Source organism: Sphingopyxis sp. 550A (genome assembly GCF_053569535.1).
Genome location: NZ_CM131615.1, coordinates 719,959 through 732,399, shown reverse-complemented (window position 1 = coordinate 732,399; position 12,441 = coordinate 719,959). Strand labels below are relative to the sequence as shown.

The 12,441-nt window shown below is 67.5% G+C and carries 11 protein-coding genes and 1 tRNA gene; 4 read left to right on the top strand and 8 right to left on the bottom strand.

The window, feature by feature from the left end:
• Nucleotides 1-89 precede the first annotated feature (89 nt).
• Entirely contained in the window at nt 90-1,517 is a 1,428-nt protein-coding gene (locus ACVENA_RS03595; RefSeq protein WP_449327680.1) for an FGGY family carbohydrate kinase, read from the top strand.
• Between the two features lie 125 nt (nt 1,518-1,642).
• On the opposite strand, the gene ACVENA_RS03590 is transcribed toward ACVENA_RS03595, so the two are convergent.
• On the bottom strand, nt 1,643-2,479 hold the full coding sequence (locus ACVENA_RS03590; RefSeq protein ID WP_449327679.1) for a hypothetical protein: 837 nt from the start codon (nt 2,477-2,479) through the stop codon (nt 1,643-1,645).
• Between the two features lie 226 nt (nt 2,480-2,705).
• Between ACVENA_RS03590 and ACVENA_RS03585 the strand changes: the two genes are divergently transcribed.
• The gene (locus ACVENA_RS03585; RefSeq protein ID WP_449327678.1) at nt 2,706-4,040 is read left to right on the top strand and encodes a spinster family MFS transporter; all 1,335 of its coding nucleotides are present in this window, start codon (nt 2,706-2,708) and stop codon (nt 4,038-4,040) included.
• A complete protein-coding gene (locus ACVENA_RS03580) occupies nt 4,037-5,203 on the top strand; it encodes an iron-containing alcohol dehydrogenase (RefSeq protein WP_449327677.1) in 1,167 nt (388 codons plus the stop codon). The genes ACVENA_RS03585 and ACVENA_RS03580 overlap by 4 nt, the downstream gene beginning before the upstream one ends.
• Nucleotides 5,204-5,206: 3 nt before the next feature.
• Here the strand turns inward: ACVENA_RS03580 and ACVENA_RS03575 are convergent, their stop codons facing one another.
• From ACVENA_RS03575 to ACVENA_RS03550, 6 genes are all read right to left on the bottom strand, one after another.
• Nucleotides 5,207-5,431 carry a DUF7660 family protein gene (locus ACVENA_RS03575; RefSeq protein WP_449327676.1) on the bottom strand — a complete coding sequence of 75 codons (225 nt, stop codon included), beginning with the start codon at nt 5,429-5,431 and terminating at the stop codon, nt 5,207-5,209.
• 232 nt (nt 5,432-5,663) lie between these two features.
• Nucleotides 5,664-6,731 carry an LLM class flavin-dependent oxidoreductase gene (locus ACVENA_RS03570; RefSeq protein WP_449327675.1) on the bottom strand — a complete coding sequence of 356 codons (1,068 nt, stop codon included), beginning with the start codon at nt 6,729-6,731 and terminating at the stop codon, nt 5,664-5,666.
• Nucleotides 6,728-7,639 (bottom strand): aldo/keto reductase, encoded by a 912-nt coding sequence (locus ACVENA_RS03565; protein ID WP_449327674.1) that lies wholly within the window; start codon nt 7,637-7,639, stop codon nt 6,728-6,730. Before ACVENA_RS03565 ends, ACVENA_RS03570 begins: the two co-directional genes overlap by 4 nt.
• A gap of 99 nt (nt 7,640-7,738) precedes the next feature.
• A complete protein-coding gene (locus tag ACVENA_RS03560; protein ID WP_449327673.1) occupies nt 7,739-8,983 on the bottom strand; it encodes an MFS transporter in 1,245 nt (414 codons plus the stop codon).
• A gap of 289 nt (nt 8,984-9,272) precedes the next feature.
• The gene (locus ACVENA_RS03555; protein ID WP_449327672.1) at nt 9,273-10,277 is read right to left on the bottom strand and encodes a LacI family DNA-binding transcriptional regulator; all 1,005 of its coding nucleotides are present in this window, start codon (nt 10,275-10,277) and stop codon (nt 9,273-9,275) included.
• Nucleotides 10,278-10,475: 198 nt separating this feature from the next.
• Nucleotides 10,476-10,546, bottom strand: a tRNA-Thr gene (locus ACVENA_RS03550).
• Between the two features lie 289 nt (nt 10,547-10,835).
• Here ACVENA_RS03550 and ACVENA_RS03545 point away from each other — a divergent pair.
• On the top strand, nt 10,836-11,375 hold the full coding sequence (locus ACVENA_RS03545) for a phosphatase PAP2 family protein (protein WP_449327671.1): 540 nt from the start codon (nt 10,836-10,838) through the stop codon (nt 11,373-11,375).
• A gap of 25 nt (nt 11,376-11,400) precedes the next feature.
• On the opposite strand, the gene ACVENA_RS03540 is transcribed toward ACVENA_RS03545, so the two are convergent.
• Nucleotides 11,401-12,417 carry an enolase C-terminal domain-like protein gene (locus ACVENA_RS03540; RefSeq protein WP_449327670.1) on the bottom strand — a complete coding sequence of 339 codons (1,017 nt, stop codon included), beginning with the start codon at nt 12,415-12,417 and terminating at the stop codon, nt 11,401-11,403.
• Nucleotides 12,418-12,441 lie beyond the last annotated feature (24 nt).

The window sequence follows — 12,441 nt, the reverse complement described above, 5'->3', positions numbered from 1 at the left end:
AGCGAAGTCGAGGCAGCGACGGTGCAGGTTCTCGCTTCGCTCGAACAAGCCCCTCGTCTTCGCTCGGGGATGCGGAATAAGATGGGTCAGTGAGTAAGGACGGCTCCCTCCTCCTCGCGCTCGATGCGGGCACCACGGGCGCCCGCGCGATGCTGGTCGATCCGACCGGCGCGGTCCTGGGCGTCGACAAAAGGCCGATCGCCAGCCGCTTTCCCGCCCCCGGACTGGTCGAGCAGGACGCCGGCGCGGTGTGGGAGATCTGCCGCGCGGTGATCGATGGCGCGCTGGCCGCCGCCGGGCGCGGCATCGCCGACGTCGCCGCGATCGGCGTGACGACGCAGCGCGCAAGCGTGGTCCTGTGGGATCGCGCGAGCGGCGAGCCGGTCGCGCCGATGCTGGTGTGGAGCGACCTGCGCGGGATGAACGAATATAAGGCGCTGCGCGCGGCGGGCTTCACCGCCTGGCCGCAGGTGCCCTCCGCCAAGCTGCCCGCGGCGATCGCACTGTCGGGGCGCGATCCCAAGGACTTGCAATGGGGAACGCTCGATAGCTGGCTGACCTACAAGCTGAGCGGCGCGCATGTCACCGATGCCTCGGCGGGGTGGCTGACGGGCTATTATGATTTTGCACGCGGGAGCGGGTGGGACGCGGCCTTGCTGGCGCACCAGCGCCTGCCCGCGAGCCTGTTCCCGGCGCAGGTCGAAAGCTGGGGCACGATCGCCGAAACCGACCGCGCCGTGCTCGGCGCTCGGGTGCCGATCACCGCGCTGATCGCCGATCAGGAGGCGGCGATGGTCGCGCATGGCGCGCTGGCGCGCGGCGACTGGAAAGCGACTTACGGCACCTCGGGCGTGCTGATGGCGGGAACCGGCGACGCGCCGCAGGAGGTGCATCGATCCATGCCCGCCGAGGCGCTGGCTTTTGCGGGCGGCAAGCGGCGCTTCTGCGTCGAGGGGATGGTGAACACGACCGGATCGCTGATCGAGTGGCTGTGCGGCGGGCTGGGACTGTTCGCGTCGCCGGCGGCGATGGAAGCGGCGGCGGCTTCGGTGAGTACGGCAGGGAACGTCGTGGTCCGGCCGTCGCTGGCGGGCATGGGGGCACCGCATGGATTGTTCGAGGCGCGCGGACTGATCGCGGGGCTGAGCTTTGCCGATGGACCGGCCGAGGTCGCGCGGGCAGCGTTGCAGGGCATCGCCTTTCGCTTTCGCGAGATCGCCGAGGTGATCGCCGACGCGCTTCCGGTGCCCGAGGCGCTGCCCGTCGCGGGCGGGCTGTCGGCGAGCGATACGTTGATGCAGTTGCAGGCCGATGCCTTGCAGCGCCCGGTGCGGCGCCACGCGGTGCGCGAGGCGAGCGCCTATGGCGCGGCGCTGGCGGCGGGGATGGGCGCGGGGCTGTTCGGGGAAAGCGACCTTCAGCGGCTGGCGCGATATGACGCGGAGTTCCTGCCGAAAGTCGGGCGCGACGAGGCCGATGCGGCGTTTGCGCAGTGGCGGGCGGCGGTGATGGTGTGAGATACCACCTTCCTTGTGCCCCTGCGAAGGCAGGGGCCCATCACCGAACGCGCGTATTCTGCACCACGGGTTGCTTGACAACGAGAGGGCCGGTGATGGGCCCCTGCCTTCGCAGGGGCACAAGGCTAGGCCCCGCTCACCTCCCGCCACAGCCCGCGCACGATGTCGCGCATCCGTTGCGCCTCGTCCCAGCGGTTCGTCAGTTCGCGGCCGTCGGGCGTCGTGATCGCATAGGGCGGCGGGCCGAGTTCGCACATGAAGGTCAGCGCATCGCCCTCGCGCGCCTGTTCGAGCCACAGCTCGAAACCGCGGCGCCACCAGGCGACATGCTGGTCGAGCCAGCCCTTGTGCTGCGGCGCGTCCAGCGCGACCTGGACCTGGTGCGTCGTCGAGACGCGGCCGTGGAAATTGTGGCTCCCCTGCAGGATCGTCTCGATCGCCGCGAGCTGGTCGCCGCGCAGCGGCAATTCCATCTCGCCCGCGACCGGATAGTGCGAGAGGTCGGCGGTCAGCGGCAGGCCCGGGCGTTCCTCGATCAGCCGCAGGGTGAAGAGGAGATCGTTGGTGAGGCGGCCGCGATGGGTCTCGAACCAGACGGGCAGCGGCGCGTCCTTCGCCGCCGCGGAGAGGCTGTCGACGAGCCGCAGCGCGGCGCTGAAATCGGCCGTCGGACCCGCGATCTGGACGTTGAGATGATGCGCGCCGAGCCGCTGCGCCTCGCCGATCCAGTGACTGAGCTGATCGGCGTCGTGGACGAGCACCTGCCCCTCCCACGCAAGGCCGCGCGGGTTCAGGACGCGCGCGACGCCATCGGTACGCGCGATGCGCGCGAGGTTGGTCCCGACGCCATCGAACCCCGCCGCGACGACCTGTTCGAGCGCATCGTCGAGACGGTTTTCGATGTCGAAGCCGGGACATTGGTCGAGTCCCCAGACCGATTGAAGGACGAGCAGTTGCGGCATGATTCCCCTTTCAGACAGCGTTGTCATATCGTGGTGGGGGTGGGAGTCAACTAACTGCCCGACAAATGCAAAACACCCTCGTCATGCCGGACTTGATCCGGCATCCATTCAGGCCGGCAAAGGAAGAATGGACCCCGGATCAAGCCTGTCCTGAGCTCAGTCGAAGGGTCCGGGGTGACGAAACAAGAGAATGGGGTGATAGGATGAAACAAGGTGAGAGGATGAGATGACGACCGAAGCCCCCGCCCCGCCTGCCCTTCCGCCCGTGTCGCCCGCCTATCGCCGCTATGCGCTGACGGTGCTGCTCGTCATCTACATCCTCAATTTCCTCGACCGGCAGATCGTCTCGATCCTCGCCGAGCCGATCAAGCACGATCTTCATCTTGCCGACTGGCAGCTCGGGGTGATGACCGGGCTGGCCTTCGCGCTTTTCTATACCGTGCTCGGCATTCCGATTGCCCGCCATGCCGAGACGGGGCACCGGCCGCGGATCATCGCGGCGGCGGCGGGGCTGTGGAGCCTGTTCACCATCTCGTGCGGCTATGCGCAGAATTTCGTCCAGCTCACGCTGTGCCGCATCGGCGTCGGGATCGGCGAGGCCGGCTGCACCCCGCCCGCCCATTCGCTGATCACCGATTATACGCCGCGCGAAAAGCGCGCCTCCGCTCTCGCCTTCTATTCGCTGGGGACGCCGCTCGGCGGGCTGCTCGGGCTCGCGCTCGGCGGGCTGATCGCCGACGCCCATGGCTGGCGGACCGCCTTTCTGGTCGCCGGGCTGCCGGGGTTGCTGATGGCGGTCGTCGCCTGGACGACGTTGCGCGAGCCGCGGCGGCAGATGCATGTCGACCTCGCCGTGCTGAAGGCCGCGCGCCCCGACTTCAAGACCGCGATGGCGGAGATCCGCGGCAAGCGCACCTTCTGGCTGATCGCCTTCGCCGCTGCGATCAAGGCGTTCATCGGCTATGGCGCCGCGGCCTTTATCGCCCCCTTCTTCTTCCGTAACCATGCCGAGGAGCTGACCGGCATCGCCGCCGATTTCGGGCTGGGGCTGACCGGCTTCCTCGGCGTCGCGCTCGGCATCGTGCTCGGGCTGACCGGCGCGGTTGGGACGTGGCTGGGCGGCTGGCTCGCCGACCGCTACGGCGCGCGCGACCTGCGCGCCTATGTCGGCATCCCGGCGATTTCGACCCTGCTCGGCATCCCTTTCTATGTCGCCGCGCTGCTCGTCGATTCGGCGGTGACCGCGCTGATCCTCTTCGCCTTTCCGCCGATCCTCAACACGCTCTGGTACGGGCCGGGCTATGCCGCGGTGCAGGGACTGGTGCGGTCGCAGACGCGCGCGACCGCGTCGGCGGTGCTGCTGTTCATCATCAACCTGATCGGGCTGGGGCTCGGCCCGCTCGGCGTCGGCGCGGTCAGCGATTTCCTCAGCGGGCCGATGGGGCTAGGGTCGGCGGAGGGCGTGCGCTGGTCGCTGATGATCTTCATTATGTTCGGCGCGCTCGCCTCGGCGCTGTTCTGGATGGCGCGCAGTTCGATCCGTGAGGAGATGGTCAGTTGAGTATCGCCAGCATCGCTTTGCCCCGCATCCTGCGCATCGGCGGGGGCGCATCGAAAGAGCTGCCCGAGGTGCTGGCGACGCTGGGACTGGCGCGGCCGCTGATCGTCACCGACGCCTTTCTGCTGGACAGCGGGCGCGTCGAGGAGCTGGTGGGCGGGCTGGCGGCGGCGGGAATCGCCGCGCGCGTCTTCGCCGACACGGTGCCCGACCCGACGGTGGCGTCGGTCGACGCGGGCGTCGCCTGTCTGCGCGAGGGCCAGCATGACTGCATCGTCGGCTTCGGCGGCGGCAGCCCGCTCGACAGCGCGAAGGCGATCGCGGTGCTGGGCGAGCATGGCGGGGCGATGGCCGACTACAAGGCGCCGCATGTGCAGGACGCGCCGGGACTGCCGGTGATCGCGATCCCGACGACGGCGGGCACGGGGTCGGAAGCGACGCGCTTCACGATCATCACCGACGAGGCGACCGACGAGAAGATGCTCTGCCCCGGCCTCGCCTATCTGCCGGTCGCGGCGCTGGTCGATTACGAACTCACCTTCACCAAGCCCCGGCGGCTGACCGCCGACACCGGGATCGATTCGCTGACCCACGCGATCGAGGCCTATGTATCGAAGCGCGCGAATCCGTTCAGCGACGGCATGGCGCTGCTCGCGATGCGCGCGATCGCTCCGAACCTGCGCCGCGTGTGCCGCGACCCGATGGATACGGCGGCGCGCGCGGCGATGATGCTGGGCGCGACGCAGGCGGGGATCGCTTTCTCGAACAGCTCGGTCGCGCTGGTCCACGGGATGAGCCGGCCGATCGGCGCGCATTTCCATGTCCCGCACGGCCTGTCGAACGCGATGCTGCTCCCTGCGGTGACCGCCTGGTCGGCGCCCGCGGCGCTCCACCGCTATGCCGATTGCGCGCGGGCGATGGGGGTGGCGGACGAGGCCGAGGGCGACCAGTCGGCGGTGGCGCGGCTGCTCGACGAACTGGCGGCGCTCAACCGCGAGCTGGAAGTGCCGGGGCCGGCGGCGTGGGGCATCGACGCGGCGCGCTGGGAGGCACTGGTCCCGACGATGTGCGCGCAGGCGGCGGCGTCTGGGTCACCCGCGAACAATCCGCGCGTGCCGGAGACCGAGGAGATGGCGATGCTCTATGCGCAGGTTTGGGCTGGGTAGACGCTATTCGTAGATTGTAGCTGCCGTCAGAATGTCGGCGGCATGGCGCCACGGATTGGAGTTGGCTGGTTCTTTCCAATCGGTCGCCCATGCGACGATTGCCTCAAGAAAATTTGGCAAATCCAAATTCTCCCATTCCAGCCGTTTGTCTGGATCATCGAGTTCGTCTCGAAGCTGCCGGACATACGTTACGAACGACGCTTTGTCATACACCTGATCATGATCCATCGAGCAAGAATGTCGGACGCAGCGCTATCGGGCAACCGCTTTGTTCATCGTCCGGCAAGCCATGCCCTGCTTAAGCACGCTCGCCCCGTCTCCCTCTCTCCTACGTCTCATCGAGGAGGCGGGGCATCCCTTGGTCGTCATTGCGAGCGAAGCGAAGCAATCTCCAGCTATCGAACCCGCGCGAGGCCGATAGCTGGAGATTGCTTCGCTTCGCTCGCAATGACGGGAGGCGTCAGAGCGCCAGCGGCCCGTGCGTCATCTTCGGCAGCACGTGGCGCGCGAAGAGGTCGGCTTCGGCGGCATGGGGATAACCCGACAGGATGAACGCCTCGATCCCCATGTCCTGATAGCGGGCGAGCTTCGCGAGCACCTGGTCGGGGTCGCCGACGATCGCGGCGCCGCAGCCCGAGCGGGCGCGGCCGACGCCGGTCCACAGATTATCCTCTACATAGCCGTCGTCGGATGCGGCCTCGCGCAGCGCGACCTGCGCGTTGACGCCGAAGCTTTGCGAATCGAGCGACTTGGCCTTGATCGCCGCGCCCTTGTCGGCGTCGAGCTTCGAGAGCAGGCGGTCGGCGGCGGTGCGCGCCTCGACCTCGGTGTCGCGGACGATCATGTGCGCGCGATAGCCGAATTTGAGCGTGCGGCCATAAGCGGCGGCGCGCGCGGTCATGTCAGCGATGATCTCCTTCACCACCTCCTCGCGGTCGGGCCACATCAGGAAGACGTCGCAGCCCTTCGCGGCGGCGTCGCGCGCGGCGGGGGAAAGTCCGCCGAAATAGAGCGGCGGCGCCTTGCCCGACACCATGCCGATGCGCGGCGGATCGAGCTTCAGCTTCCAGAACTCGCCGTCATGGTCGAGCGCCTCGCCATTGAGCAGCGTCTTCAGGATATGCATCGCCTCGACCGTGCGGCGATAGCGCGGTTCGGACTCCATCGTCTCGCCCGGCATGTCCGACGAGATGATGTTGACCGTCAGGCGGCCGCCCAGAATGCGGTCGATCGTCGCGATCTGGCGCGCGAGCTGCGGCGGCCATGTCTCGCCGATGCGCACCGCCATCAGCAGGCGGATGCGCTTGACCATCGTCGCGATCGCCGCGGCGAAGGCAGTGGTGTCGATGCCGAGCGCATAGCCCGATGGGAGCAGGATATTGTCGAATCCCAGACTGTCCGCCTGCATCACGATGTCGCGGCAATGCTCCCAACTCGATTTGAGCATCGGGTCGGGGACGCCGAGAAATTCATAGTCGTCGTCGCAAAGCGCCGAAAACCAGCTCACTTCGCACGTGCGATCGGTCATGGCAGATTCTCCCCCATCGAAGTTTGCAGCACCGCGTACCATTCGGCGCGCGTCCAGCGCGGCACGAAGGCCTGCGGGATTTCCTTGATCCGGCCCGGATTTTGGGTGCCGACGATCGGGATCGGGCGGGCGGGATGCGCCATCACCCAGCTATAGGTCGCGGCGGCGCGCGAGACGTCATATTCGGCGGCCTTCGCGTCGAGCAGTCCGGCGACTGCGCGCGTGCGCTCGTCGGCCGGATCGCCGAGCCGGCCGCCGCCGAGCGGCGACCAGGCGAGGAAGGTCATGCCCTCCGCCATCGACTGGTCGAAGATGCCGTCGAACAGCGGATTCAGGTGAAGCGGCGAAAATTCGCTCTGGTGGCTGACTAGCGGAACCGGCAGAAATTTGGCGAGCGCCGCGGCCTGCGACGGCGTGAAATTCGAGACGCCGATCGCGCCGATCTTGCCCGCGCGATGCGCTTCCTCGAGCGCGCGCGCCGCTTCCTGCGGATGGGTGAGCAGGTCGGGGCGGTGGATCTGCCACAGTTCGACATGGTCGGTGTGCAGGCGCTTCAGCGAAATGTCGATCGCCGAGGCGAGATAGGGCGCGCTGCTGTCGTAAGGCACGCCGAGGATGATCCCGCCCTTGGTCGCGAGCAGCATCTTGTCGCGCAAGGCAGGCGCTTCGGCGAAGACCTCGCCGAGCAGAGCCTCGGCCGAGCCGAAGCCGCCGGGGGTGTCGCAACCGTAGATGTCGGCGGTGTCGAAGAGAGTCACCCCCGCCTCGAATGCCGCGTCGATGCGCGCGCGGGCGGTGCCGACGTCGGCACCAGCGAAGCGCCACATGCCCCAGGCGATGGGAGCGACCTCATGGCCGGCGAGCGACACGGGGGCGGGAGCGGGCAAATAATCTGACATCGCTGTCATATACTCCATGGTTTAACGGATGGGAAGCGGGTTTCTATACGGTGCAGCCAATCTTTTGCGTCGTCATCCCAGCGAAAGCGGGGATGACGAGAATTACCTTCAATGCGCCAACACCGGCGCCTCGCCATCCTCCTCATCCACCGCGACGATGCGCGGCAGGATGAGGTGGATCGCGGCGAGCGCGACGAGATAGGTGAAAGCGCAGATGAGCATCATCGGCATGTAGCCACGGCCGGTGTCGAGCGACCAGCCCGCGAACTCGATCATCGCCATGCCCGACAGATTGCCCGCGAAGGCGCCGATACCGATCGCCGAGCCGACGATCTTTGCTGGAAAAACATCGGTGGTGAGGCCGAAGAGATTGGTCGAGAATCCCTGATGCGCGAAAAGGCCGAGGCCGAGGATCGCGGCGGCGACCCACGCGCTGTCGGCATGAACGAGCAAAGGCACCGGCAGGATCAGCACGGCATAGATCAGCATCGACGTCTTGCGCGCGGCGTTGACGCTCCATCCGCGGGTCATCAGCAGCGACGGCAGGAAGCCGCCGGTGATGCCGCCGAGCGCCGCCATGAAATAGACGAAGGCGACCGGAAGCCCGAGCGTTCCCTGACTCAGCCCGAAGACGCGGTGGAAGAGGTCGGGCATGAAGAAGAGCAGGAACCACCAGACCTGATCGGTGAGCGCCTTCCCCAGGATTACCGCCCATTGACGGCGGTCGCGCAGCAGGCTGCCCCATGCGATCTTCGTCGCGGCGGCGTCGGCGGCGCCGGGCTGTTCGGGGATGCGCACCATCAGCCACACCGCGACCCAGACGAGCCCGAGCCCGCCCGCGATCAGAAAGGTCGACTGCCACCCCCACATCAGCGCCATCAGCGGAATCAGCAACGGCGTCAGGATCGCCCCCACATTGGGGGCGATGCCGCCGAGGCCGAGAACGATCGAGCGCTCCTTCGCATTGAAATAGGTCGCGGCGGTCTTCACCGCCGCCGGGGTGCCGATCGATTCGGCAGCGCCGAGCACCGCGCGCGACGTGACGAAGCCCGCGACGGTCGTCGCGAAGGCGTGCGCCATGCCCGCGAGGCTCCACACCCCGACCCCGATCGCAAAGCCGCGGCGCAGCCCAACCTTGTCGATGAACCAGCCGGTGCCGAGAAAGGCGAGCGCGGCGGCGAACTGAAAGGCCGAGGCCATGTGGCTGTAATCGCGGTCGCTCCAGTCGAATTCGGCCTGGAGGGTCGGCTTCAGGAGTGCGAGAATCTGGCGGTCGACATAGTTGAGGACGATGGCGACGAAGACGAGTCCCACCAGCAGCCAGCGGCGTTTATCGGCGATTTGCGCCACCATCGTCTCTCCCCGAATCTCTTTTCGTGCTGCGATCAGATAACGCTGTCATATGAGAATGGACAGACGTTTTTTCACTATGGCAGCTTTGGGGTGGGGAGCGGCCATTCCCCTCCCTGCAAGGGAGGGGTTAGGGGTGGGCAGCGAGCGTAGCGAGCCGGAAGGAAGAGCGCCGCCTTCGGCGGCCACCCACCCCCGCCCACTCCCTTGCAGGGAGGGGAGAAGACAGGTCGTCTTCCGGCCGTTTTCAGACCATCGCCTGCTCGGGGGCCGCGACTGTTATCGGTCCGCTTCAGCTTTTCGGCGGCGCCGTCGACCCGCGCACGACCAATTCGTGCGGCAATTGCCGCCGCTCGATCCGTTCGCCGAATTCGAGCAGCAGGTCGGCGGCGGCATAGCCGAGATCGCGGATCGGCTGGCGGATCGTCGTCAGCGCCGGCCAGACGACCTGCGCAAGGTCGGTGTCGTCGAAGCCCGCGACCGACAATTGGCCGGGCACCGACACGCCCCGGCGATGCGCGGCGGCGAGAACGCCCGCGGCCATTTCGTCGCTGCTCGCGAAGATCGCGGTCGGCGGTTCGTCGAGGGCGAGCAGCGCCTCGGCCGCCGCGGCGCCCGACGGAAAATCGAACTGGCCGGGAAAGACGAGCGCCGCGTCGAAGCCGATGCCCGCGCGCTGAAGCGCCTGCCGATAGCCGGTCAGCCGCTGGCCGCTGGCGAAATAATTGGCATGGCCGGTGACGAGCCCGATACGGCGATGGCCGAGCGAAATCAGATAGGCGGTCATGTCGTCGGCCGCCTGGACATTGTCGATATAGACCGCCGAAGTCGCGGTGAGGTCGGTCCCCGGCTGGACGCGAACGACGGGAATCTTGCGGCGGAACAGCTCGGCCAGCGCGGTGCCGACGTCGGTCACCGGCGGCGTCATGATGATGCCGTCGAGCTGCGCCTGATCGATCAGCGCGCCGATGTCGTCGACCAGCCCCGGCGAGTTGATGTCGCACGGCTGGACGATCATGCGGAAGTCGGCTTCGCGACAGCGCTGTCCGACCCCGGCCTGCATGTTGAAGATATAATAAGGGCTGGGGTTGTCGTGGATCAGCCCGATCTGGAACGACCGCCGCCCCGCGAGCGTGCGCGCGGCGAGGCTGGGATGATAATTGAGCCGCGCGACGGCTTCCTCGACCTTTTGCCGCATGTCGTCGCTGACATAGCGTTCCTTGTTGAGCACGCGCGAGACGGTCTTGATCGACACGCCCGCGACGCGCGAAACATCCTTGATCGTCGCCCGGGTCATGCGCGCATGCGCTCCGCGCCCGTGAGGCAATATGACATCCCGGCTCCCCTGCTGTCACCGCTGTCTGCTTAGGCACGTCGCTCGCTCTTTCGCAAGCGAAGCCTGAAAGCGCTTGGCTTTGCCGCGCTCCGCGAAGGAGCCCGCCGACACGCGAAAAGCCTTGCAGCCGGCCCTCTCGGATTTGTCTGGGGAAGGGGGTGGTGGCTTACAGGACTCGAACCTGTGGCCCCATCATTACGAATGATGTGCTCTACCAACTGAGCTAAAGCGGCAACGAGGCGCGCCTCTATCAGCGTGGCGAAACGAAAACAAGCATCTTGGAACGACTTTGGCAGGGAGGTGCCCGCCAATCGGCAGCATCGCCCGTCAGGGCCGTGAATCGCTTGTCGATCCCGGCAGGACGGTCCTTGTCATGCCACGTCATGCCACCGCGAATATCGACGTCGCGCGGAGGCAAGCGCCGCTTTGCTTCGTGGCCCAAGTGCGATATGCCGGCACCCGGCAAATGGGGCTTGCCGTTTCGGGTCCATCGGCCCTCTACGATGAGGGGAGTTTGCCATGCGTAAAATGTGGATCGTCGCGGCGGTTGTGACCGGCCTGTCGGGCGCCGCGCCTGCTCACGCCAGCGAAAAGGGATGGAACGACGCGGGGTCGATCGCGCGCGACGCGCTGGTCGTCGCGGCCTTCGGCGTGCCCGCGGTCCAGGGCGACTGGGACGGGGTGTTACAGGCGGGCGGCAGCATCGGCGTCGCCGCCGGCGTCACCTATGGCCTCAAGGAAGCCTTTCCCGAGCGACGCCCCGACGGCAGCGATACCAAGAGCTTTCCGTCGGGTCATACCTCGATGTCCTTCGCCGCGGCGGCGACGCTGCAGAATCGCTATGGCTGGAAGGTCGGCGTCCCGGCGCAGCTTGTCGCGGCCTTCGTCGGATTGAGCCGCGTCGAAGCCCGGAAGCATCATGTCCACGACGTCCTCGTCGGGGCCGCGATCGGCGAGGCGTCGGGCTTTCTGATCACCCGCCGCGCCAGCGACCGCGTCCAGGTCTTTCCCTGGGGCGACACCAAGGGCGGCGGCGTCGCGGTGACGATGCGCTTTTAGAGCTGCACCGACGGCGGCGGCCGGTTCATCCCCATAAGGCGGGCTCGGCCGGGTGGACGAGACCCTCTTCATACCGCATCGCGGGGGTCCGGTCCCAGGCCAGCAACAGGGGGCCATCGAGGTCGACGAAGCGCGCGCGCTGGGCGACGATATGGGCGGGCGCCATCGCCAGCGACGTGCCCGTCATGCAGCCGACCATGAGGCCAAGCCCCGCCGCCTCCGCCGCATCGGCAAGCGCCAGCGCCTCGCTCAGCCCGCCCGTCTTGTCGAGCTTGATGTTGATATAGGCATAACGCCCGATCACCGCCGGCAGCGACTGGCGGTCGAGACAGCTCTCGTCGGCACACAGGGGGACCGGGCTGGCATAATCGGCGAGCGGGCCGTCGCGGCCGGGCGGCAGCGGCTGTTCGATCAGCGCGACGCCGAGTTCGGCCAGCGCGGGCGCCATGTGCCGCAGGCCCTCCATCGTCCAGCCGCCGTTGGCATCGACGATCAGTTCGGCATCATCGCGCGCGCGCCGCACCGCCGCGACCCGCCGCAGGTCGAGCGCCGCTTCCTCACCGCCGAGCTTGATCTTGAGGCGCGTCCACGCCGTCCTGCGCGCCGCCTTTTCGGCCATGGCGGCGGGCGCATCGATGCCCAGCGTGAACACGGTCGGCAGGGCCGCCGGCGCCGGACATCCCGCCAGCGCCGCGACGCTGGTACCGCGCCGTTTCGCCTCGAGATCCCACAAGGCGCAATCGAGCGCGTTGCGGATCGGACGGGAGAGCGGCAGCGCGGCAAGGTCGGAGCGATTCAGCCCGCGCGCGACATGGTCCGACAACGCCCATAGCTCGGCCATCGCCTGGTCGCGGAGCGCCGGATCGCTTTCGTGCGGTTCGCATTCACCGCGCCCGACATGACCGTCGGCGGCGATTTCCGCGACCATTATCTGACTATGCCGAAATTCGATCCGCGAAATCCGAAACGGCTCGCGCAGCGGGATATTCTCCGCGAACACATGCAGCGAGGGTGCGGCCGGCTGGCCGGAGCGGGACATCATCGGCGTTCCTGTAGCGACCGTCTA

Excerpts from the sequence above, each read along its gene's own strand:
- ACVENA_RS03570 (WP_449327675.1), bottom strand. The coding sequence starts at position 6,731 with ATGACCGATCGCACGTGCGAAGTGAGCTGGTTTTCGGCGCTTTGCGAC.
- ACVENA_RS03555 (WP_449327672.1), bottom strand. The coding sequence starts at position 10,277 with ATGACCCGGGCGACGATCAAGGATGTTTCGCGCGTCGCGGGCGTGTCG.
- ACVENA_RS03585 (WP_449327678.1), top strand. The coding sequence starts at position 2,706 with ATGACGACCGAAGCCCCCGCCCCGCCTGCCCTTCCGCCCGTGTCGCCC.
- ACVENA_RS03575 (WP_449327676.1), bottom strand. The coding sequence starts at position 5,431 with ATGGATCATGATCAGGTGTATGACAAAGCGTCGTTCGTAACGTATGTC.
- ACVENA_RS03545 (WP_449327671.1), top strand. The coding sequence starts at position 10,836 with ATGCGTAAAATGTGGATCGTCGCGGCGGTTGTGACCGGCCTGTCGGGC.
- ACVENA_RS03565 (WP_449327674.1), bottom strand. The coding sequence starts at position 7,639 with ATGACAGCGATGTCAGATTATTTGCCCGCTCCCGCCCCCGTGTCGCTC.
- ACVENA_RS03560 (WP_449327673.1), bottom strand. The coding sequence starts at position 8,983 with ATGGTGGCGCAAATCGCCGATAAACGCCGCTGGCTGCTGGTGGGACTC.
- ACVENA_RS03540 (WP_449327670.1), bottom strand. The coding sequence starts at position 12,417 with ATGATGTCCCGCTCCGGCCAGCCGGCCGCACCCTCGCTGCATGTGTTC.
- ACVENA_RS03590 (WP_449327679.1), bottom strand. The coding sequence starts at position 2,479 with ATGCCGCAACTGCTCGTCCTTCAATCGGTCTGGGGACTCGACCAATGT.